The sequence below is a fragment of the Salsuginibacillus kocurii DSM 18087 genome, from assembly GCF_000377705.1.
Taxonomy (GTDB): Bacteria; Bacillota; Bacilli; order Bacillales; family Marinococcaceae; genus Salsuginibacillus; species Salsuginibacillus kocurii.
This window is the reverse complement of record NZ_KB898626.1, coordinates 253,965-275,590: the sequence shown is the minus strand read 5'-3', so window position 1 is coordinate 275,590 and position 21,626 is coordinate 253,965. Positions and strand designations below refer to the sequence as shown.

Sequence of the window (21,626 nt, the reverse complement as noted above, 5' to 3'; positions counted from 1 at the left end):
ATTACTTTTGAATTCCCTATGATTCAGGTGATCTGATTTGTTTACGGAAGTTCTACAGTAGGTGCAAGAAAAAGAGTTCCCCATCTAGGCAGCCGTTTTCCCCGCTGACAGCTGATTTAGTGGGAAAGACTTTCGGCCGAATACCCTAATCGTCTAGAGACTTGTTTGCCTACTTGCAATAACGGCTCTTTTAAGTGCTGCAGCCGTTCATCATTCATGCGGATGGATGGTCCGGAAATACTAATAGCACCAGCAATATTCCCATTATAATTGAAAAGTGGGGTGGCAATACAATTAATGCCGGCCTCATTTTCTTCTTTTTCTACTCCATAGCCCTGGTGCTTAATCTGTTTGATGTTTTCAAACAGGGCAGTTGGTTCAGTAATGGTGTGCGCCGTATGTGCAGGAAGGGGCTGTTGCTTAATAAGAGTGCGGGCTTCCTCCTCAGGCAAAAATGCTAATATAGTTTTTCCAGCGCTTGTACAATGAAGAGGCGCTCGTTCTCCAACCCGCGAATGCATCCGAAGCGTTTCATTTCCTTCTAACTTTTCAATATAAATCGCTTGTTTTTGTGAATAAATAACAAGATGGACCACCTCATTAGACAGCTCTTCAAGTTCTTTTAAAAATGGAGTTGCTTCTTTACGAATATCAATTGAATCAAGAAGCTTTGAGCTGAGTTCCAAGTATTGATAGCCGAGGCGATATTTTTTGGTTTCAAGGTCTTGTTCAATGAAGCCATGCTCGATAAGAGTAGCAACAATTCGAAAAATAGAACTTTTATTTAAATCAAGCATTTCTGCTAATTCGGTCACGCCGTATCCGTCTTTCTTTTGACTAACGAGTTTAACGATTGTTAATGCTCGGTCCACCGACTGTACCAAGTGGCTAACCTCCTTTAGCTCACACGTTATTTCGTGTATCCATACCTCATTATAGCACGGAGGCCGCCTACATATGATAAAGGGGTTTATTAAAACGAGAGCTCTAGGTCTTCGATAATTTGTTCATAGGTATCTGCATGTTCAGGCTGAGACATATAAATAAAGCGTTCTCCGTCATCTATTTCGGGGTCAGCAAACAAAAATGTGCCATCTTCATGCATGGTAGTATAATAAGCTGTTTCTTGGGCAAGGTCATCGGCAAATACGAGATAATAATGCCCTTGGGTGCCTAATTGATCAGTATACGGTTCGAGGTCTTCTGTATCTGCTTCTACTACAGGGACAGAGCGTAGTGTGTCCTGTATCTCTGCAATTGTTTCTTCATCCTCAGTGTGCCAGAACTCATCAGTACCGACATGCCCGTCTTCATCTGCACCTTGAATTTGTAACAAGGAATAACCTTCTGACGGTACTGGTGGTTCTTGTGTTTCCTCATTGTCGGCACAGCCGCTTACGACAAAGGTGCCTAGAACAAGGCCTGCTAGCCATACTTTCATACAATGTACCTCCTTTACTAATATCTTAGAAATTGTAGCATGAGCACTGGAAACATGAATAGTGGGGGAATTGTCGGCTGTTGTTCAAACGATGACCACTCTCTCTATGTTAAAATCATGGCAATGACTTGTCACAAGAAAGGATAGGATAGTGTTGAATATATCTGCAAATACGGTAGCAGAAAAAATGCAGGCAGAACTGAATCATTTAAAACAAGCGATTAGTGTGAACGACGAAACTGGCATTCAACGGCACACGACGGCGTTAGCTGCTTATTGCGAACTTTTCCAAACTAATGAAATCAAGAAGGAAGAGGCCTATGTAGACAAGCAGCCAGTTGCTCATACGCCTGTTTCTACAGTTTCAACTTCGCAAGTTTCAGCTAGTCCTGGTCATTCAAGCAAACCATCGAATGATGGAAACTTGCTTGATTTTTAAAAGAAGCGCATAGGTAGAGGATCAGGGGCTAAAGAGGCAAATCGTTTAATTAAAAAATGGAAGGTAGAGTTTATCCCTCAGAGAAAGGAAGATGTACGATGTGGAAGGTTCTTATTATTCTTGGGGCTATCAACGCCGGAATTGTTGTAGCGATTGGAGCTTTTGGGGCCCATGGCTTGGAAGGGAGAATAAGTGATCGGATGCTTGAAAATTATCAAACTGGTGTCCAATATCACATGTTCCATGCACTTGGCATCATCTTGATTGGCCTGGTTGCAGCATTTGCTGGCTCATCGGGTTTATTAACGTGGGCAGGCTGGGTGATGTTTGTTGGCATTCTATTCTTTTCGGGAAGTTTGTACACGATGGCTCTTACCGGCCAAACTTGGTTAGGAGCAATTACGCCGATCGGCGGGCTTGCTTTTATCGCTGGATGGCTTCTTTTAGTTTTTGCAGTAATAAAGGCTTAAATCGGCTTTCGAGTACAGAAAAGAAATTCGAAACAGAAAAAAGCGTAAGGCAGCGGTTGATATTCTTGAATAGGGGTGAGGAATAGGTGGTATTTTCAAGAGAACGTTTGTTAGAAACAGTAGAGCAGGCTAGACAAGATACGGAAATTGATCCAGAAAAACTAGCTGAATACCTTTCAATTTTAGCGGAAGTAGGAAGAACAGAAAATGGTGGAATTTCTCGGTATGTTTATAGTTTAGAAGAAGCAGAAGTTAAAGCGATATTTAAACGCTGGTTACTAGAAACAGGACTTCAGGTTACAGAAGATAGCGCCGGCAATATTAGAGCTCGCTTAGAAGCAGGGGACTTAGATGCTCCTGTAGTGATGACAGGTTCTCATTTGGATACAGTTCCAGACGGGGGGGCTTTTGACGGGGCGCTCGGATGTGTGAGTTCATTGCTTGCTGTGCAAGCTTTAGCCAATGAGAAGGATAAACTTAAACGTCCGGTCGAGCTTGTCGTCTTTGTAGATGAAGAAGGCTCAAGATTTGGCAACGGCTTATTTGGAAGCCGGGCCATGATGGGCGAAGTAACTGCAGAAGAAGTGGCCAACAGCGTAGATGAAGAGAATATAGGTATGGAAGAGGCCATGGCTCAGCGCGGCCTTTCCCTGGATCGTTTATCAGAAAGCATTGTAGCTCCATCTGCGATCCATTCCTTTCTTGAAGTACATATTGAACAAGGGACGCAGCTTGAAGAAACTGGAGCGACCGTCGGGGTAGTGCATGGAATCGCTGGTCCTTCCTGGCATAGTTGTACATTTATCGGGGAAACGGACCATGCTGGGAATACACCCATGAAAACTCGAAAAGATGCTCTCGCTGCGATGGGCGAGCTTCTTGTTGCACTTGAAAGCATGCCACCACATGTTAGTGAAGAAGGAGTAGCCACAATTGGGAAGTTAGACGTTATTCCAAATGGAGCAAATGTCATCGCAGGCGAAGTGAACGCTGTAATAGATATTAGAGACGTAGATAAAGAAGCACGAGAGCAAATCGTTGCCCAGGCAAAAGCAAGAGCTGAACAAATTGCAACGGAGCGCAAGCTTGAATTGAAATGGGAAACCCAGTTAATGGTGGACCCGGTGCAGGTCCCGGCAACTATTCAAGCAATGATTCAAAATGGAGCCGAGAAGCAAGGACTTAAATGGCAGCCGATTGCAAGCGGGGCAGCACATGATGCGATGACGCTTGGCAAATACGTTCCTGCTGGCATGATTTTTGTCCCGAGCATTGCTGGAAAAAGCCATTCCCCAGAAGAGTTTACTACATTAAGTGATGCAACTGATGGGGTTATTGCTTTAAAAGAAGCATTATTTGCACTTGCTACTCAATAGAGATTAAAACGGCTGCCTATAAAAAGGAGAGAAAGGTAATGTCCGGCGAAACGTTGCGCTATGAAGCTGCCCAATTCCTTAATCAATTTTATGAGGAAAAACAATACAGTGCCATTGCTCGAGACAATAGAAAAAAAGAGGTGGAGAAATCCATCCAGTTGACAGGAACGTATGAGCATACGTTTGCAGAGCTTGAATATGGGGCAAAACTCGCCTGGCGCAACAGCAATCGTTGTATAGGGCGCCTGTTTTGGGACACGTTGGTTGTACGAGATCAACGCCATCTTTTTACTTCTAAAGATGTTGCCTCTTCGTTAATAGAACATATCGACCTAGCTACGAATGAAGGCCGCATTCAACCGATGATTTCTATCTTTCCCGCCCAAAGAGAGAAGGAGACACCGGTTCGTATTTGGAACTATCAGCTCATTCGCTACGCTGGGTATGCGCAAAAGGACGGAGGTTATATCGGCGATCCAGATTCGCTTGCTTTTACTAAAGTCTGTGAAAAAGCAGGATGGGAAGGAGCGGGTACTTCATTTGATGTCCTTCCGTTAGTCATTGAAACAAAGGAAGAAGGCCTTACCTATTACGAAGTTCCAGAGGCAAGTGTGAAAGAAATAGCGATCGAGCATCCCGAGAATGAGGCTTTAGCTAGCCTGGGTCTCAAATGGTATGCCGTGCCGATTGTAGCTGATATGAAACTGGAAATTGGTGGCCTTACGTATCCAGCTGCGCCCTTCAACGGCTGGTACATGGGGACAGAAATTGGCGCACGAAATCTGGCTGATGAAGCACGCTATAACATGCTTCCAAACGTTGCAGAAGCCATGGGCATCCCTTCGAAACACGAGGCCGACCTATGGCGCGATCAGGCAGGGGTGGAGTTAAACCGTGCTGTTCTATATTCTTTTCACAGAGAAGGCGTAAGCATCGTCGACCATCACACAGCCGCTAAACAATTTACAAAGTTCGAAAAACAAGAAAAACAGGCAGGCAGAGACGTAACAGGAGATTGGACATGGCTTATCCCTCCCGCTTCTCCAGCAGCAACTCGCATATTTCATTCTTCTTACGATAACACTTGGAAAACCCCAAACTATTACTATCAAGAACGCCCCTATGAATAGAAAAATGAAACGGGCTTCGCCTTTCCATATTTAAACAACAGCCTTTAAAAAATAACCCCCGACCCTCCTATATAAGGAAGGTCGGGGGTTATACGTTTAATGGTCGTGTTCCACACGTCCTAATCCAAAAGCTAAAGCCAACCCGGCCACGAAGGTGACAATGCTGCTCATGAAGAGACCAGGAGTAGGTGGGATGCCAGGCAAAATCACAAAGCTAGAACCGAGCATGAGGCCGATAATACCAGCGTAAGTGGCAATAGGATACCGACGTAACACGTAACGAATGATTTTACTCATCACAAGGATTCCAACTAGAATCCCTACTGCAACGACTGCAATGACTGGAATATTAATAGTTGATAAAGCGTGTACCAATGTTCCATACACACCCAAGATCGTAAAAAACAATGAGCCGCTTACTCCTGGAAGAAGCATGGCAGAACTAGCAATCCAACCAGCCCCAAAAAGCAGCATATAATCGGCCATGTCTAAGTTCTGCATGACTGTAGATGACTCGTCTAGGTCAATACTGAAATTTAGAGCTACCACGAGTGCGGCAATAATTAAAAGAATGAAATGTTTCACGTGAAACGTTCGTTTGGCATCGACTTTTTGTATGAGAAAGGGGATAACTCCTAAAATTAGCCCAAAAAAGAAAAAGTATGTCGGGATTGGATAGCTTTCAAGTAAAAAAGAAATAACATTACTAAAGATAAAAAGTGCACTGACAATACCTAACCCTAAAGGAACAAGGAAGAATAGGGCGCTTTTAAAGTTTCGGCTGAATAATTGATTAATAGAGAGAATTAAGCGGTCATAAATGCCGAGTACGACAGCAGTAGTACCGCCACTAACACCGGGGATTAAGTCGCTGACACCCATAGCCAGGCCGCGGACTATATTTTTCCATTCAATCATTAGTATACTCCTTTTTAGAAAAGTGAGAGTGTGAAATAAATAAGTATATCTAGTTAAGCGGTTAGGTAGACAGAAAAGTTCTTGTAACTATCTAGAGCCTTGTCCTTTATATCATGCATACGTAAAAAATACCAGTCTATGAGTGGGGAATAAAGGAAGTTCATCGTTTTTTTGAAAATTACTGGTCGGCGTCATGTTACTATGTAGACTGCTTAAAAAGAGCCGAATCCACGAAGGGTTCGGCTCTTATGCTAAGGCTAAGCAGGGGAACAGTCATTTAATTAACAGAAGTAGAAGCATCTACTGTGTTTATTATAATTGTTTCATTCTCATTAACGGTCACGTGAAGGGCTTGAACCTTATCTTCTTCTAGCATAGCATCTGCGATTCCATCTTCTACGTGTTCTTCAATCACTCGACGCAGTGGACGAGCACCAAATGCAGGGTCATAGCCGAGCTCTGCCAAGCGTTTTTTGGCTGCTTCATCAATAGTAAGCGCAATGTCTTGCTCGGCTGCTGCTTCAATAATTTCAGCAAGCATCAAGTCCACAATCTGAATAAGGTTGTCTTGGCTTAATTCATTAAATGAAATATGAGCATCAAATCGGTTTAAGAATTCTGGCTTAAAATAATCGCGCAGGCTTTCTAATACGTGAGCTTCTTCTTCTTTATCAGGTCCAAAGCCGACAGAAACTTTCTTCATACCGGAGCCAGCGTTTGTAGTCATAATGATCACTGTATCTTTGAAGCTGACGGTACGGCCTTGGCTGTCGGTAAGGCGGCCGTCTTCCATAATTTGCAGGAACATATGCTGAACGTCCGGATGAGCTTTTTCAATTTCATCAAGCAGGACAATGCTGTATGGTTTGCGGCGTACACGCTCTGTTAACTGTCCAGCTTCTTCGTGTCCGACATACCCTGGGGGAGAACCAATAAGTTTAGAAACAGAATGTTTTTCCATATATTCACTCATGTCAAAGCGAATCATCGCTTCTTTATCACCAAACAGTTCGTGGGCAAGAGACTTGGTAAGTTCCGTTTTACCTATGCCTGTTGGTCCTGCAAACAAGAAAGAGCCAATTGGGCGGTTACCACGGCGAAGTCCAGCCCGGTTACGACGAATAGACCGTGCTACTTTTTCTACTGCGTCGCTTTGACCGATTACTTTGGCGTTTAAGCGCTCCGGCAAGTCCTTCATTTTTTTCTGTTCATCTTCTTGCAGGCGGCGGACTGGGATACCAGTTTTAGCTTCAATAATCTGCTGAATCAATTCAACATGTACAGCAGGTTTTTCAGCGTTGTTGTTGCCAATTTGCTCGTCAGCTTCAAGCTGCTGTTGAAGTTTTTGTTCTTCATCCCGCAGTGTGGCTGCCCGTTCATAGTCCTCTTGTTGGGTAGCCCGGTCTTTTTCGGCTGCAATTTGCTCAAGACGGCTCTTGATGTTATCTTCATCACTTTCCGTGTGCGTCAAATTAAGCTTCGAACCAGCTTCGTCCATTAAATCAATAGCTTTATCCGGCAAGAACCGGTCTTGAAGATAGCGGTTGGAAAGCGTCACACACGCTTCGATCGCTTCATCGGTAAATGCAACGTTATGATACGCTTCATAGTTAGGTTGTAGCCCTTTTAAGATTGAAATCGCGTCATTTGTAGCAGGCTCATCTACCATAATAGGCTGAAGACGGCGTTCAAGCGCAGCGTCCTTTTCAATTTTGCGGTATTCAGCAAGGGTAGTGGCCCCAATTACTTGAATTTCACCGCGCGCCAATGCGGGCTTTAACAAATCTCCTGCACCGCTTGAACCTTCGGTAGCTCCAGCGTTTACAATTTGATGAACTTCATCAATAAAGACGATGACATCTTTTCTTTCTTGAAGTTCTTGCAACAATTGCTTCATTCGTTCTTCGAATTGGCCCCGCACCCCTGTGTTTGCAACCAGAGAAGCAATATCCAACAGATAGATCTTTTTGTTTTTTAATTTATGAGGAACTTGTCCTTCTTCAATGCGCAGGGCTAGTCCTTCAGCAATGGCTGTTTTACCAACCCCTGGTTCGCCAATTAAGACGGGATTGTTTTTGTTGCGGCGGTTCAACGTTTCGATGACGCGTTCTACTTCTTGATCGCGGCCGATAACAGGGTCAATTCCTCCAGCTGAAGCAGCATCTGAGAGGTTTTTGCCTAGTTCTTCTAGAAGGCCGCTTTGTTCAGCTGCTTCCATTCCGTTGGCGGCGCCAGCGTGAGTTTCAGCCTCGCTCCCGCCAAACATATTTGCAAAAGGATGACTTCCAAATGGGGAACTGTAAGCAGGTTGCTGCATACCAGTTTGAATATCTTGATAACATTGTTTGCAAAGACGCAAGCGTTGTTTTTGACCATTTACGTTAACGTGCAATTCAATTCTTGCTTGCTGTTGCTGACATTTTTCACAATGCATCATACGTGCATCCTCCTTTATTTTTCGAAGTGTTGTATGAATTAATCATTTGTTGACTTTGACTATCTTTAACCTTTCGTAACTCTATTATAGTCTGACCTTTTTTGACTTTCAAGGGGTTTGCAAAATTTTTTACACCGTAAGAATGTTTAAATCGGTGGAGGAAACGAGATACGTGCAACTAAGGCTCATCCTGCTCCGTAGGCTTGGCTTTGCCAAGTTTTCTTTATATGGAGGAACTGCTAGATTACGAAAGAGAGAAATTGAACGGGCAGGAAAGGAAAAGAAAAACGAGGTATTCCTCAAACTCATTCCAAACATAGATGCCAAGGGTTAATATTGCATGTCAGGTAAGCTTTTGTCACGTTACTAGCATAGTTAAATAGAATAGGATAGGGTGTTTTCCATAAAAAAACTCGAAGAAACAGAGCGTTCTCCGAGCATAACAAATTCATATTATTTTCCTTTAAGAAAAGGCTGGCTAGAAATGAGACACATTTACATTACATTATAAAACTTCAGCTGGGTCGACATCATTGAAAGGGTAGTCATATTCAATTTCTTCATCAAAGACGATGTAGTCCAGATAGACCATAAGCAGTAAATACCACCGGCCTGAGTCAGGATCGCTGATTACAATATGGTCCCGCCCCGCTTCTTCAATAATGCCTCGGAAGGTTTGTGCGGTCCACTCAGGATTGTTTTCGAAGGTCATATATATCGTAGCAGGCTTGCCGCGATTTAGCCGCAAGATGTTTTCAATATAGGACTCTTCGATTGGAAGCATGCCTTCTTCCCAATCCCACATTTCATTATTATTGTTGTTATTATTATTGGGACCTGGGTAAGGCATCATATTGTTGTTAAAGTTGTTTGGATAACCGTTCCATTCTTGTCTTGGCATAGGATAGTACCATTGTGGGTAATACATGTAAGTTCCTCCTTTAATATAGTCTTAAGTTTTTAAAACATCTCCGGACATTCTTCTGGGGTTGGGTTATAAAAACAGTGCGCTTTAAAACCGCCCGACAGAGGCTGGCCAAACCAATCCGGGGGACATTCTTCTCCAGGACGGAAAAACCATAAAGAGCGCTCAGCGGGGTTAAAACGTTCGCCTCTTATCAGTCTCTCTGCAAGGCGTACTTCTTGGTCGCGGGCGCGCTGATAAAAATAACTTTCTTGCACGGCTTCAAATCCACCAGGGGACTGAAATACCATATCATCGACTGTTCGTACGTCCTCAAAATCAGAACAATGGAAGCGCACTCGGTTTACCATCACGTTTCCCGCGATCAGCATCCCTTGTTTCCCTTCGCCTTCAGCTTCAGCACGCATTAATCGTGCCATCAGTTTTTTGTCTTCACTGGTTGCCTTTATAACCGCCACTCATATCACCCTCTTTTTAAGCGCTACTCTACTTGTATGTCTATCGAAGATAAATATGTCCTTTTTTACTTTCAGGCTCTGTTTGTGCTTGGTGTTGAAACGAAAACGTAGTGCAAGCGGGGACTCCTGTGGAAGTCTGTGGCTCAAAGACCTTACAGCAGAGCGGAGAGGCTGAGGGGCATATCCGCGAAAAAGGCCGTCAAAGGCGCAGATAACCGCTTGTCGTTCTATTAGGTATTGGTGGCCGGTTTGAAATCTCAACTAAAAAAACCGAACCGTCGCCATTCAAAAGGTTTCCCTTTTTCATGAATAGTCAACGGTTCGGTAATTAGATTAATATCAAGTTAGCTTCGCTAGGTTTAAATGTAGAAGTAGTTTTCCAGCTTTTCTGGAGACAAAATATTTCCAACGAAGAATTCTCCAAATTCGCCGTAGCGAGCAGATACTTCATCAAAGCGCATTTCATATACGAGTTTTTTGAACTGCAGGACATTGTGTGCAAATAAGGTAACGCCCCACTCCCAATCGTCAAAGCCGGTAGAACCACAGATAATTTGTTTTACTTTACCTGCATATTGGCGACCAGTCATGCCATGAGCACGCATCAGCTCTTTACGGTCTTTCATCGGAAGGGAATACCAGTTGTCCGCGCCTTCCCGTTTTTTATTCATCGGGTAGAAGCACACATGGTTCCATTTCGGTAAAATCGGATAAATTCGGTTGCGGATTTCTGGGTTGTCCGATGGATCCGTGCCATCCTTAGGCGGCGTGTAGTTCCCCAGTTCAACTACAGAAACGTAGGAATAGGAGGGAAACGTATAATCAGCAAGCCGGGATTTGTTAAAGGCAAGCTCGATTTCTTGGATTTCTTCCATTGTTGGGCGCAGCACCATAAACATCAAGTCTGCTTTTTGACCTACGATCGAATAGAGCGCGTAACTTCCTTTTTCTTGTTCTTCATTTCGTTTCCAGCTATCAATCAGTGTCTGGAATTCTGCAAGTATACTTTGCTGTTCTTCACTCGGCACTTCTCTCCAAGCCGTCCAGTCAATGGATCTAAAATCATGGAGGCAATACCAACCATCTAATGTTTGTGAAGCTTCTGCCACAACCACTCACTCCTTGTATGTAAAATAATATAGTCCCTGCTGGATTCGTATTTACTATATCATAAGATGAATGCCATCAAAAATAAAGGAGCCTCCTGTTTAATCAGGCTGTTATCATAACAAGCGTTAATCAGATTATATTCTTCTTATTGTCCTAAAAAATAGCGCAGGGCTTGTTTGTGCTCAGTTGATGCACCTGCTTTACGTTGGGCTGCTACTTCCATTTCCAGTACTTCTGCTAATCCCTTTTCAAATCCTGCTTTCATGTTTTGTTTCATCAAACCATAGGCTGTAGACGGCATGGACAAAAGGGGTGCGATGACGTCTTCGGGTGAGCCAATCTTAGAAATTAAGTTGATGCGGTAGGCTTCCTCAGCCGTAATTGTGTCTCCAAGAGCTAGCTCCATTGCTTTACCCAGTCCCACAATTCGAGGCAGGAAATAAGAAGCTCCTGCGTCTGGAACAAGACCTATTTTCATAAAACTAAGGGCTAGTTTTGCATCATAATGTGCGACGCGGAAGTCACAGGCAAGAGCGATACTTAAACCAGCGCCAACAGCTGTTCCATTTAAATAAGCTACAATTGGCTTTTCAATTTCATCCAGCAGTAAAAGCAGACGGTTATATGTGTCACGTAGATAATGGCCATAATCGAGGCTTTCTTTTTCCTCAACAGGAACACTTTTTAAATCAGCGCCAGCACAAAAGGCATCTCCCGTCCCTTGAAGGATAATCCCTTTTACATTCTGGTCTTGTTTGGCTTCAGCCAAGGCTGCATATAATTCTTCGTGCATCTCTATATTGAGGGCATTTTTCACATGCGGTCGATGTAAAGAAATCCAAGCTATACGCTGGTCTGTTTCGTATAATACCGTTTCTTGTTTCAAGCTCATGCATATCGCTCCTTTTAAAATGGTCTTAGAGGGCCCGGCCTAGTGTAGTGCCCGCTAAGATTGCTTTTTTAGCATCCAATCCAAGTGCATCGCTTGCTCCGCCAATTACATGAGCTGGTTTTCCAGTTGTTTTAATTCGTTCATAAAGCTCAGGATTCGGTAACTGGCCACTGGCTAAAATGACTGTATCAGCAGGTAAAATGGTTTCTTTTCCGTCAGATAAACATGCAACGCCTTCGTTTGTAATTTCCTGATAAGAGATGCCACCCACCATTTGTACGTTTTGCTTTTTCACTTCCATCAACGTGGCCCAGCGGGTTGTTTTACCAATGCCTCGGGCAAACTTTTCACTTCGTTGCAGCAGGGTAATGTCATAGTCTTTTTGTCCCTTAAGAAAAAGAGCTAAATCACAGGCAATCCCACCACCACCGATAATTACAATCTGGTTTCCTGGTTTACAGCGCCCTTCAAAAACATCTCGGTACGAGTAGACGTGAGGAAGTTCAACCCCTGGAATTTCGGGTTTTCGTGGTACAATCCCATTTGCTACAATGACTTCTTCACTATTTATGACAAGCTCGTGCTCTGGGTGAATTTTTTCTCCAAGCGCCATCTTGACCCCCAGTTTTTTCAGTTGGGTATGAAAGTAGCGTATTGTTTCGTGAAATTCTGATTTACCGGGAACGATTTTCGAATAATTCAATTGTCCGCCGATTTCTGTTTTGGTATCTGCAATTGTTACGTCGTGTCCACGTAAGGCTGCTACGCGGGCTGCTTCTAATCCAGCAGGCCCAGCTCCAATCACAAGTAGACGTTTAGGCTTTTCCGGAGTTTCTAATGTAAGGGTCAATTCTCTTCCAGCTTCAGGATTAACCAGGCAAGAAGCTGATTTCCCTTCAAAAACATGGTCCAGGCATGCCTGATTACAAGCAATGCATGTATTGATTTCTTCTAAGCGTCTTTCTTTTGCTTTAATTAAAAGTTCAGGGTCTGCTAAAAATGGACGAGCCATGGAAATCATATCTGCTTGTTGATCTTTTATGATTGCTTCGGCATCTTCAGGGTTATTGATGCGGTTGGAAGCGATGACTGGAATGCTAACGTGTTGCTTTAATGTTTCTGCTACATGGATGAAATTATTGCGCGGTACTTTCATCGAAATGGTAGGCACTTTAGATTCATGCCAGCCAATCCCTACATTGAGCATATCTATTCCTTCACTTTGCAGACGTTTGGCCCACTGAATCGTTTCTTCTTCAGTCGTGCTGCCCTCTATTAAATCGAGACCAGACATACGAAAGATGACAGGGTATGCTTCTCCAACCGCCGAGCGGACGCGGCGGGAAATTGCTAAAGGAAAACGGAGACGATTCTCCAGGCTCCCTCCCCACTTATCAGAACGTTGGTTTGTAACAGGGGAGACAAATTGGTTAATTAAATAGCCTTCTGATCCCATAATTTCAACGGCATCAAAGCCAGCTTGCTTGGCACGGCGAGCTCCATCAGCAAATGCCTGAATGGTGCGTTCGATTCCTTTTTCATCTAATTCGAGCGGGAGGTCAGGGTTAATAGGAGATTGAAGAGGGGAAGGGGCTACAGGGTCTAACCCCGTCAAATTTTTGTAGGCGTAACGCCCGGCATGAAATAATTGCAGAGCAATTTTACCGCCAGCGTTATGAACGGCTTCGGTAAGGGGCTTCCAATAGTCAACATCTTCAGAACTTGCAATCGACATAAAATCAGCACCGCCACTTCCTTCAGGTAATACTGCAGCCCCCCCTGTAACAATAAGTCCCACTTCATGTCGTGCTCGGGCTGTATAAAAGGCGGTTAATTTAGCCAACCCATTTTCTTCTCCTTCCAAGCCCACGTGCATCGACCCCATCATAACCCGGTTTTTAAGTTCCATCTCTCTTAAACGCAGAGGAGTAAAGAGGTGGGAATACACCATAAATGTACCTCCTTTTTAAATTGAATGTTCATTATAAAAACGCTTACATTAAATTATAAAGAAAAACCACTAGAACTATCAAGTTGTTTTTGGAACATTCTAACAAATTCTTCTTGAATTTGTCTTTGGTTTGCTGGGGGCACGACCACTTGTTGAAAAGCTATCCCCATAGCTTGGCTTAGTATTAAATGTGCCAGCACCGGGACGCGTTGGGGATTGAGTTTGCCTGAAGAGATGCCTTCAGCTAAAATCTCTTCAATAAATTGTTCAAGGTTTGAGAGAAAACGGTTGATAATTTCCTTAACATCTTCGTTATAAGGAGCTTGAGCCATGTAATTTAATAACACAAGATAAAATTCGGGGTTCTCTTCTGGAACTCGGCTCACGGCTTTTAAGTACTCAGAAAACTTGGCCTCATAACCTTGTTCAGAAGCAACGGCTGTTCTCACGGATTCTTCAGATTCTTGAAATGCTTCTTTGAGTACATACACAAGCAATTGTTGTTTATTCGTAAAGTAGTGATAGATAACGCCAGTGCTGATATTTGCCTGTTTTGAGACATCTTTAATCGTAAAATGAGCAATGCCTTGTTTTAGAATGCAGTGTTTGGCTGCTTGCATCACTTGGTTTCTACGAATCGGTCCCATTCCCAGCTTAGGTGTCATGTAACTCCTCCTTTACTAAATCTATATAAACTCATTTTAACACAGAATTTTATGAAATTTTAGTTCAAAAGTATTGACCTATCATGCATTTATGTTTACGTAAGTGCATGTAAAAGGAATATTACTTACGATATACGTTAAATCTAAAGGGGACATCATCTCTTCACGCTGAAGAAAAAGAAAATGAAAAGTAGCTGAAAACGCTTTTATGGCAAGGGTTTAACAAAGATAAACTTTAGAAAATTTATATTATTATTATTTTAGTCGGAGCTGTTTATTTTTTAAAAAAACAAGCGTATTCTAGGGGGGACCAAATAACGAATTCGCTGGCTCCAGCTTTTTTAGTTTATAGGAGGAATGAATGGCAGTGAGTGATCTCTTTGCTATTATAAAAGACAAAGTTAAAGCAACGAAACCGAAAGTCGTCTTACCAGAAGGGGACGACGACCGCATTGTAAAAGCAGCTTCGCGCTTATCGCGTGAAGAGCTGATTCAACCGATTTTAATCGGAAATGAAAAAGAAATAAGAGAGCGAGCGGCTAAATTAGGCTTCTCCTTGCACGATTGTGAAATCTTTGACCCTGATACGTATGAGCACATGGGGGAGCTTGTGCAATTATTTGTTGAACGGCGAAAAGGAAAAGAAACCGAAGAGAGTGCGCGTGAAAAATTAAATGATCCAAATTACTTCGGAACGATGCTCGTGTATTCTGGCCGAGCAGGAGGACTTGTTAGTGGTGCCGCCCATTCGACAGGGGATACGGTCCGCCCAGCTTTACAAATTATTAAGACAAAACCAGGCATTTCTAAAACCTCTGGCGTCTTTATCATGGTAAAAGAAGACAAAAAATTTGTTTTTGCGGATTGTGCGATTAACATTTCTCCAACCGATGAAGAGCTTGCAGAAATTGCGATCTCCACAGCGGAAACAGCTAAAATCTTTGACATTGATCCAAAAGTGGCGATGTTAAGTTTCTCTACAAAAGGTTCTGCTGCTTCTCTAGAAACCAAAAAGGTTTCCACAGCTACAACAATGGCTCAAGAACAACGGCCTGATTTAGTCATTGACGGAGAGTTTCAGTTTGACGCAGCTTTTGTCCCGACGGTTGCGGAAAAGAAAGCACCTGATTCACCGCTACAAGGGGAAGCCAATGTTTTCATTTTCCCTAGCCTTGAATCCGGAAATTTAGGGTATAAAATTGCTCAACGTCTAGGTAATTACGAAGCGATTGGACCAATTCTTCAGGGCTTAAATCAGCCGGTAAATGATTTATCACGCGGCTGTAATACAGAAGATGTGTATAAGCTTAGCTTAATTACAGCTATGCAAAGTGTAGAAGACCAAACAAAGTAAGATAGAATCTATTAGGTGGGCTGATGATGCAAAGGTGATTTTTACTTTTGCATCATCAGTTTTTTTATACCGTAAGCTATATATTTGAAGGAAACGGTATACGTGAAATTAAGGCTCAGTCTACGCCGCGGGTTTGGTTTTGCCCCGTTTTCTTTATTGAAAGAAGGTTTTCTGAAACTCTTGTTCACAGGGGAGAGGTCACTTTTTCTCTACGGCCGGGGGACGCTTTTACTGTAGGCACAAGCGCGACAGCGGCTTCATCTTCATTTTGTTTGATCTGGCTGTGGCTTCTTTTGCCGCGGGCAACGCTTGCCTTCTACTTGAGAACTCGAGAAAGCCGCCATGCTTCCTATCATTAAAGGAACATAAAAATAACCCCCCGGGCACAGACCGGCGGAGGGAAATCCATAGCGGGAAGCAACATTTAGCTGAAGGAATATGTTCTAGAAGCATCCGTAAAGGCTTTATCGTTACGAGAGCGTACTTGTTTCCATTCAGCCGCAAATTGGCTCTGTTCGTGTGACGTTAGTTCTGCATTTGAAAGGGAAGCACCATCTGTTTTCATTACGGTAAACAGACGTTCTAGCCCATCTGCAACCGTTATTTCCTTCTCGTATAATTCGGAGAGGGAAGCCATGGTTTCGGGTCGGATCCGAGGCCAGTCATACTTTGTGGGCTGATTTTGCACTGCTTGTTCATAAAAGGTCCGTAACAGCTCAGCACGTTCGGAACCACTCTTTGTCATAGCTAAATAAATTTGAATAGCGACCCCGCCTCGTTTTCTCCGTTGAGAGAGGCCGGCAAATTTAAGGCCATGAATACTTAAATCAAAACTGCCGGGACAATAGGAACCTTTTACTTCTTCTGCTATGATTGGCGCAGGAGCGTCATGGAACATTCGCTTTGCAAGGGCCACCATCCGTTCATACCCATCATCAATGGAAAATGATTTGTCCTCTCGGATCACGAGGGAAATATTCAAAATGCCTTCGTCAAGTACTACCGCCAGCCCGCCGGAATTTCGGACGATAACATGGTAGCCGGCGTTTTGCAAAAAGTCGATACCTTCGCCAATAGATGGAAGACGGCTGTCTTGGATTCCTAATACAATTGTTTTAGGATGAACCCAGGCTCGTACTGCAGGTAAATGCTCTCTGCGGCCAATGCTTTCGCAAAGAGCATCATCAACGGCAAAGGACTGGAGAGGGTCTTGGACTGAAGTTACAGATGTATGATCAATATAGCGCCAAGATTTTTCTGGAAACAATATGTTTGGTTTATTCAAAACGGACCGCCTCATTCTTCTAATAAATCGTTGCAGAGTTGACTGCTCCTCCATTATAGCAAATAAGAAGGTGGAAAACCCATTGCAACCGGTGAACAATGTGATATACTGAGCCTTGCCTTCAGGGTTAATTGGAAGAAATTCAATTCCTTTTTTTGTGGACTACCTGATGGCACAGCTTCTCAAAAAGAGCCAATCAGCACTTGCTTAAGAACTAAACGTTGTAGGGAAAGGAGCGATGGCGCATGGCCAATGAATTTCGGATCTGTGATGACTGTCAGGCAACGAATGTGAAAACGTTAATGCCTAAGCTTATAAACCTAGACCCTGAAGCAGAAATTGAAATGGGATGCCAGTCATATTGCGGGCCTGGCCGAAAGAAAACCTTCGTCATCGTCAATGATCGTCCGGTCGCTGCCATAGATGAAGATCAAGTGATGGAAAAAGTGAAGAAGCGTCTAAAAAAGGTGAGCGGACATGAGTGAATTTTCGATTCAAAAACAAGCACCTTATTATGAGCAATTTTATCGAATGATTAAACAAATGATTTTTACAGGGATATATAAACCAGGCCAACAAATAAGTGAAACACAGTTGGCTAAAGAATTTCACGTAAGTAAAAGCCCAATCCGAGAAGCAGTACGGATTTTAGAAAATGAAGGTCTCGTCTATGTAGAAAAAGGAAAAGTCGTTGTCTACGCCCCTACGATTAAAGATGTGAAAGAGATTTATTTTTGTCGGAGTGCATTAGAATCGTTTGCGGTAAAGCAAACGACCACCATTGCGACAGATGAAGAACTGAAGAAAATAGAAACTACATTGGTGGAAACTGAAGAAGCGATTCAAGCTCAGGCTGACCAGGATACAATCATCTCTTTAAATGAACATTTTCATCAATTGATCATAAAATTTACTGGAAACGCCCGTTTACAAAAACAAGTGAATGACCTTAAAGGGTTAATGCATTACTTTAGAATTTTAAACTTTAAAGGGGAACATCGAGCGATAGCTATAGTTGAGCAACATAAAGTGATTTTTGATTATATGAAAAAGAGAGAAGCTCAACATGCTGCCGAAGAAATGATCAAACATCTTGAATGTGATACGGATCATTTAGTAGAGACGTTACGTGCTCAAGAAAACACATAAGGGTGAATTTCTTTAAGTGAACCAAGCCATATCGTAAGAAGCAGAAGCTTGATTCACGGTATACTTTTGGAAAGTGACCGTTCGGTTACTCATAAAAAATCGCCTTCTTTCGTTAATGGCTTGTGGAATGAAAACAGCATGTTGAAGGTTTTTTTCGTCCATTATTTTTGACTGGCGATCTGGTGAGACGCCTGCGGGAAAAGCAAGAGCTGAAGGCCCACCAACGGCGCTCTTCCGTGGTTAGCGAAAGCTTGCCCGCGGCAAGTGAGTATATGTTTGAACAATCAAATCAATAGAATACGTAAAACAAGAAAAGGCCCTCACCAAAATCGGTGAAGGCCTTTCGCTTTAGATGAGTTTTGGCCCAGCCTCTTTGCCAAGTTTTCTTTAGGCTCAAAAGATGGTGGTAGTAATGATAATTCTAAGAGTGCCGACACGCCAGGTAAAAAGCGATGCAAGCAAGAGACTACGTTAGGGATTGGCAGGAGAAGACTGGTGAATTACCCGCGGAAAGAGGGGGATGGAAGGAAGATCACTGATCGTTAACAGAGCCTTTGTATAAAAGGTAGGGACGAAGATTTAAAAAGAAGACAAAAAACTCGAAAAATACTTGCCTCTAAGTCCTCTTTTTTGTACAGTGTGAGAAGAACAACAACTAGTCGACTGCCGACTACACATAAATAGAGGAGGAAATCGAACATGAAGAAATTAGATATTGCTTCGATACCTGGAGATGGAATTGGCAAGGAAGTCGTACCTGCAGCACAAGAAGTTTTGGAAACGGTATCAGAAATTCACGGGGGGCTTTCTTTTCAGTTCACAGAATATCCGTATAGCTGCGAATATTATTTAGAGCACGGAGAAATGCTGCCTGAAAGCGGTTTGGAAAAACTAAAAGAGCATGATGCGATCTTTCTAGGCGCCGTAGGGAATGCTGACCTTGTGCCTGACCACATTTCGCTTTGGGGGCTGCTCATAAAATTACGCCGTGAATTCGAACAAACGATCAATATGCGGCCCGCTAAAGTAATGGACGGCGTTCAGTCGCCGCTTTCTAATCCGAAAAATTTTGACTTATTAGTCGTTAGAGAAAACAGTGAAGGAGAATATAGTTCAGTCGGCGGAAGAATGTATCGGGATGAAGATGAAATTGCTATTCAAAACGGCATATTCTCCAGAAGAGGAACAGAAAGAGCGATGCGATTTGCCTTTGAAATGGCAAGTGAACGTAATCAGCATGTGACAAGTGCTACGAAGTCTAATGGAATTTACCATTCTATGCCGTTTTGGGACGAAGTGTTTGAAGAGGTGGCCAAAGACTACCCGAATATTACGACAGAGTCCCAGCATATTGATGCCTTGGCTGCATTTTTTGTTACGGCACCGGAGCGGTTTGACGTCATTGTCGCCAGTAATTTATTTGGAGATGTGTTAACAGACATTGGAGCTGGAATTATGGGCAGCGTCGGCATTGCTCCAGCCGCAAACATCAATGTGAACGGCAAGTACCCTTCCATGTTTGAACCGGTGCACGGGTCGGCACCTGACATTATTGGAAAAGGGGCTGCAAACCCAATTGGTCAAATTTGGACCGCTAAGATGATGCTGGACCATTTTGAGGAAAATGAAATGGGGGAAGTATTGTTAGATGCGATAGAAAGTACGACAAGAGATGGAATATTAACGGCTGATATTGGTGGCAAACATTCAACAATCGAAGTAACAGCTGAAATTATTAAACGTTTAAAAGAAAAGACCTCTTAGAGAAAGAGTTCAGGAGAAATCTATTCATGATGAATAGGTTTCCTCTTTTTTTAAAAAGGAAAAATAACAGAGTGAACAATTTTATAGATGTGAATCAATTTCATAATGACGTTTTATGAGCAATAAAACGAATGATATCTATTTATTTTTTATTTAGTATACGGCTTTTTAAAAGTGACTGAAACGTAAGACGGCGACTCCCAGAGGATAAAGCGCAGTCTGAAGATCCACTTTTTCGATGGTTGTATCATCGAAAAAGTTAGCTGAAGACAAGCCCTCGGGAAAGCGTCCGTCTGAAGTGAAGGCCACATTCATGATTCGGATGTTCACATTTTATTTTGAATTATGAAATTGATTCATGTGTAAAAGAATAAACAGCTTTGTTCATCGGCGGGCTCAGAAGGACCTTCACTCATAAAGGAACGTTTGTTCGTATTTTGTGGTATGCTGTACTTGAAGGAAAGCCGGCCTTCATTTTGGATAATTGGTTTTTTCACCTCTCTTCATCCGGTATAATGAAATCACTATGTGACGAATGAAGGAACGGAAGGTGGAACCATGTCAAACGGGAACCGGCAGTTAAAAGAAGAAAAAGTATTTAAAGACCCTGTTCACCGCTATATTCATGTTCGCGATGAATTAATATGGGATTTGATTGGCACAAAAGAAGTGCAACGGCTGCGACGCATTCGTCAGCTGGGAACGACATTTCTTACATTCCACGGAGCAGAGCATACGCGCTTTAATCATTCCTTAGGGGTATATGAAATTATGAGACGCATTATTGACGTGTTTGCTGATCGTCCGCACTGGAATGACCGCGATCGCTTGTTGTGTCTGGCAGCAGCCGTATTACATGATGTCGGGCATGGACCGTTTTCTCATTCCTTCGAAAAAGTGTTTGGCAGTGACCATGAAGAATGGACGCGGCAGATTGTGCTCGGGGATACAGAAGTGAATGAAGTTTTGCGACGCATGGGAGATCATTTCCCGCAAGAAGTCTCTGACGTCATTGAAAAAACCCACTCCAACAAACTTGTCGTCAGCATGATTTCCAGTCAAATAGACGCTGACCGCATGGATTACCTCCAGCGCGATGCATTTTATACAGGGGTGAGCTACGGCCATTTTGACATGGAACGCATTTTGCGTGTGATGAGGCCGACCGAAGATCAGGCCGTTATTAAATATACCGGCATGCACGCCATTGAGGACTACATTATGAGCCGTTATCAAATGTATTGGCAGGTTTATTTCCACCCGGTGACCAGAAGTGCAGAAGTCATTCTTTCCAAAGTACTGCGGCGTGTGCAGCATTTGTACGAAAGTAACTATCAGTTTAAACTGTATCCTTCTCATTTTACTGGCTTTTTTGACGGCAGTATTTCGTTGGAACAATACCTTAAAGTCGATGAATCTGTAGTTATGTTTTATTTTCAAATGTGGCAGGACGAAGAGGATCCGATCTTACAAGATCTATGCCAGCGCTTTATGAACCGTCGTCTCTTTAAGTATGTTGAATTTGACCAGCATTTTATTATGAATCAGTGGAATGACTTGCAAGAGCTTTTTCGCCAGGCAGACATTGACCCTGACTACTATTTAGTCATCGATTTTTCTTCAGATCTTCCTTATGACTTTTACCGGCCTGGAGAAGAAGAAGAACGGGTTCCGATTCATTTGCTGCGACCAGATGGGAAGCTGCGGGAGCTTTCTCGTGAATCAGAGCTGGTAGAAGCCATTTCCGGGAAAAAAAGGACCGACCAAAAAGTATATTTCCCGCAAGATTTGTTAGAGACGCCCGGGCATGAACAGGAAAAGCAGCGAATTAAAGAGATTTTACTTGGATAGAGGAGGCATTA

Annotated in this window: 20 protein-coding genes; 9 read left to right on the top strand and 11 right to left on the bottom strand. The window is 43.0% G+C overall.

What is annotated here, in order from left to right; genetic code table 11:
• Positions 1-116 precede the first annotated feature (116 nt).
• Both D469_RS0109925 and D469_RS0109920 read right to left on the bottom strand, forming a co-directional pair.
• Positions 117-884, bottom strand: a complete 768-nt coding sequence (locus D469_RS0109925; protein WP_018923241.1) for an IclR family transcriptional regulator — start codon at positions 882-884, stop codon at positions 117-119.
• A gap of 89 nt (positions 885-973) precedes the next feature.
• A complete protein-coding gene (locus D469_RS0109920) occupies positions 974-1,441 on the bottom strand; it encodes a hypothetical protein (protein ID WP_018923240.1) in 468 nt (155 codons plus the stop codon).
• Between the two features lie 154 nt (positions 1,442-1,595).
• On the opposite strand from D469_RS0109920, the gene D469_RS0109915 reads away from it, so the two are divergent.
• From D469_RS0109915 to D469_RS0109900, 4 genes are all read left to right on the top strand, one after another.
• Positions 1,596-1,880 carry a DUF5327 family protein gene (locus D469_RS0109915; RefSeq protein WP_018923239.1) on the top strand — a complete coding sequence of 95 codons (285 nt, stop codon included), beginning with the start codon at positions 1,596-1,598 and terminating at the stop codon, positions 1,878-1,880.
• 98 nt (positions 1,881-1,978) lie between these two features.
• The gene (locus D469_RS0109910; protein WP_018923238.1) at positions 1,979-2,350 is read left to right on the top strand and encodes a DUF423 domain-containing protein; all 372 of its coding nucleotides are present in this window, start codon (positions 1,979-1,981) and stop codon (positions 2,348-2,350) included.
• A gap of 86 nt (positions 2,351-2,436) precedes the next feature.
• On the top strand, positions 2,437-3,726 hold the full coding sequence (locus D469_RS0109905) for a Zn-dependent hydrolase (RefSeq protein WP_018923237.1): 1,290 nt from the start codon (positions 2,437-2,439) through the stop codon (positions 3,724-3,726).
• Positions 3,727-3,764: 38 nt separating this feature from the next.
• A complete protein-coding gene (locus tag D469_RS0109900) occupies positions 3,765-4,856 on the top strand; it encodes a nitric oxide synthase oxygenase (protein ID WP_018923236.1) in 1,092 nt (363 codons plus the stop codon).
• A 96-nt stretch (positions 4,857-4,952) separates the two neighbouring features.
• Here the strand turns inward: D469_RS0109900 and D469_RS0109895 are convergent, their stop codons facing one another.
• The 8 genes from D469_RS0109895 to D469_RS0109850 all read right to left on the bottom strand — a co-directional run bounded on the left by D469_RS0109895 (position 4,953) and on the right by D469_RS0109850 (position 14,212).
• On the bottom strand, positions 4,953-5,774 hold the full coding sequence (locus D469_RS0109895; protein WP_018923235.1) for a DUF368 domain-containing protein: 822 nt from the start codon (positions 5,772-5,774) through the stop codon (positions 4,953-4,955).
• A 277-nt stretch (positions 5,775-6,051) separates the two neighbouring features.
• Entirely contained in the window at positions 6,052-8,208 is a 2,157-nt protein-coding gene (locus D469_RS0109890; protein WP_040606770.1) for an ATP-dependent Clp protease ATP-binding subunit, read from the bottom strand.
• 508 nt (positions 8,209-8,716) lie between these two features.
• Complete coding sequence (gene gerQ / locus D469_RS20125) at positions 8,717-9,139, bottom strand: spore coat protein GerQ (protein ID WP_018923231.1); 423 nt, start codon at positions 9,137-9,139, stop codon at positions 8,717-8,719.
• A gap of 32 nt (positions 9,140-9,171) precedes the next feature.
• On the bottom strand, positions 9,172-9,594 hold the full coding sequence (locus D469_RS0109870; protein ID WP_018923230.1) for a cell wall hydrolase: 423 nt from the start codon (positions 9,592-9,594) through the stop codon (positions 9,172-9,174).
• A gap of 359 nt (positions 9,595-9,953) precedes the next feature.
• Positions 9,954-10,703 (bottom strand): hydrogen peroxide-dependent heme synthase, encoded by a 750-nt coding sequence (gene hemQ / locus D469_RS0109865; RefSeq protein ID WP_018923229.1) that lies wholly within the window; start codon positions 10,701-10,703, stop codon positions 9,954-9,956.
• 146 nt (positions 10,704-10,849) lie between these two features.
• A complete protein-coding gene (locus D469_RS0109860) occupies positions 10,850-11,596 on the bottom strand; it encodes an enoyl-CoA hydratase-related protein (RefSeq protein ID WP_018923228.1) in 747 nt (248 codons plus the stop codon).
• 25 nt (positions 11,597-11,621) lie between these two features.
• Positions 11,622-13,547, bottom strand: a complete 1,926-nt coding sequence (locus D469_RS0109855) for an oxidoreductase (protein ID WP_018923227.1) — start codon at positions 13,545-13,547, stop codon at positions 11,622-11,624.
• Positions 13,548-13,600: 53 nt separating this feature from the next.
• Positions 13,601-14,212, bottom strand: a complete 612-nt coding sequence (locus tag D469_RS0109850) for a TetR/AcrR family transcriptional regulator (protein ID WP_018923226.1) — start codon at positions 14,210-14,212, stop codon at positions 13,601-13,603.
• A 367-nt stretch (positions 14,213-14,579) separates the two neighbouring features.
• Between D469_RS0109850 and pta the strand changes: the two genes are divergently transcribed.
• Positions 14,580-15,566 carry a phosphate acetyltransferase gene (pta, locus tag D469_RS0109845; RefSeq protein WP_026286196.1) on the top strand — a complete coding sequence of 329 codons (987 nt, stop codon included), beginning with the start codon at positions 14,580-14,582 and terminating at the stop codon, positions 15,564-15,566.
• 424 nt (positions 15,567-15,990) lie between these two features.
• Here pta and D469_RS0109840 read toward each other — a convergent pair whose 3' ends face one another.
• On the bottom strand, positions 15,991-16,866 hold the full coding sequence (locus D469_RS0109840) for a lipoate--protein ligase family protein (protein ID WP_040606701.1): 876 nt from the start codon (positions 16,864-16,866) through the stop codon (positions 15,991-15,993).
• Positions 16,867-17,096: 230 nt separating this feature from the next.
• Here D469_RS0109840 and D469_RS0109835 point away from each other — a divergent pair, with 230 nt between their 5' ends.
• The 4 genes from D469_RS0109835 (at position 17,097) to D469_RS0109815 (ending at position 21,615) form a co-directional block, all read left to right on the top strand.
• Positions 17,097-17,336: a YuzB family protein gene (locus tag D469_RS0109835; RefSeq protein ID WP_018923223.1), complete on the top strand. Its 240-nt coding sequence runs from the start codon at positions 17,097-17,099 to the stop codon at positions 17,334-17,336.
• The gene (locus D469_RS0109830; protein ID WP_018923222.1) at positions 17,329-18,000 is read left to right on the top strand and encodes a GntR family transcriptional regulator; all 672 of its coding nucleotides are present in this window, start codon (positions 17,329-17,331) and stop codon (positions 17,998-18,000) included. Before D469_RS0109835 ends, D469_RS0109830 begins: the two co-directional genes overlap by 8 nt.
• A gap of 699 nt (positions 18,001-18,699) precedes the next feature.
• Positions 18,700-19,764, top strand: coding sequence for a tartrate dehydrogenase (locus tag D469_RS0109825; RefSeq protein ID WP_018923221.1), 1,065 nt, complete (start codon positions 18,700-18,702; stop codon positions 19,762-19,764).
• A 558-nt stretch (positions 19,765-20,322) separates the two neighbouring features.
• A complete protein-coding gene (locus D469_RS0109815; protein WP_018923219.1) occupies positions 20,323-21,615 on the top strand; it encodes an HD domain-containing protein in 1,293 nt (430 codons plus the stop codon).
• The last annotated feature ends 11 nt before the right edge of the window (positions 21,616-21,626 follow it).

What these genes read in the sequence shown, in the direction of transcription:
- D469_RS0109895 (WP_018923235.1), bottom strand. Translation starts at nt 5,774, where the DNA reads ATGATTGAATGGAAAAATATAGTCCGCGGCCTGGCTATGGGTGTCAGC.
- D469_RS0109855 (WP_018923227.1), bottom strand. Translation starts at nt 13,547, where the DNA reads ATGGTGTATTCCCACCTCTTTACTCCTCTGCGTTTAAGAGAGATGGAA.
- D469_RS0109890 (WP_040606770.1), bottom strand. Translation starts at nt 8,208, where the DNA reads ATGCATTGTGAAAAATGTCAGCAACAGCAAGCAAGAATTGAATTGCAC.
- D469_RS0109840 (WP_040606701.1), bottom strand. Translation starts at nt 16,866, where the DNA reads ATGAGGCGGTCCGTTTTGAATAAACCAAACATATTGTTTCCAGAAAAA.
- D469_RS0109910 (WP_018923238.1), top strand. Translation starts at nt 1,979, where the DNA reads ATGTGGAAGGTTCTTATTATTCTTGGGGCTATCAACGCCGGAATTGTT.
- D469_RS0109830 (WP_018923222.1), top strand. Translation starts at nt 17,329, where the DNA reads ATGAGTGAATTTTCGATTCAAAAACAAGCACCTTATTATGAGCAATTT.
- D469_RS0109850 (WP_018923226.1), bottom strand. Translation starts at nt 14,212, where the DNA reads ATGACACCTAAGCTGGGAATGGGACCGATTCGTAGAAACCAAGTGATG.
- D469_RS0109835 (WP_018923223.1), top strand. Translation starts at nt 17,097, where the DNA reads ATGGCCAATGAATTTCGGATCTGTGATGACTGTCAGGCAACGAATGTG.
- D469_RS0109920 (WP_018923240.1), bottom strand. Translation starts at nt 1,441, where the DNA reads ATGAAAGTATGGCTAGCAGGCCTTGTTCTAGGCACCTTTGTCGTAAGC.
- D469_RS0109825 (WP_018923221.1), top strand. Translation starts at nt 18,700, where the DNA reads ATGAAGAAATTAGATATTGCTTCGATACCTGGAGATGGAATTGGCAAG.
- gerQ (WP_018923231.1), bottom strand. Translation starts at nt 9,139, where the DNA reads ATGTATTACCCACAATGGTACTATCCTATGCCAAGACAAGAATGGAAC.
- D469_RS0109815 (WP_018923219.1), top strand. Translation starts at nt 20,323, where the DNA reads ATGTCAAACGGGAACCGGCAGTTAAAAGAAGAAAAAGTATTTAAAGAC.
- D469_RS0109900 (WP_018923236.1), top strand. Translation starts at nt 3,765, where the DNA reads ATGTCCGGCGAAACGTTGCGCTATGAAGCTGCCCAATTCCTTAATCAA.
- D469_RS0109860 (WP_018923228.1), bottom strand. Translation starts at nt 11,596, where the DNA reads ATGAGCTTGAAACAAGAAACGGTATTATACGAAACAGACCAGCGTATA.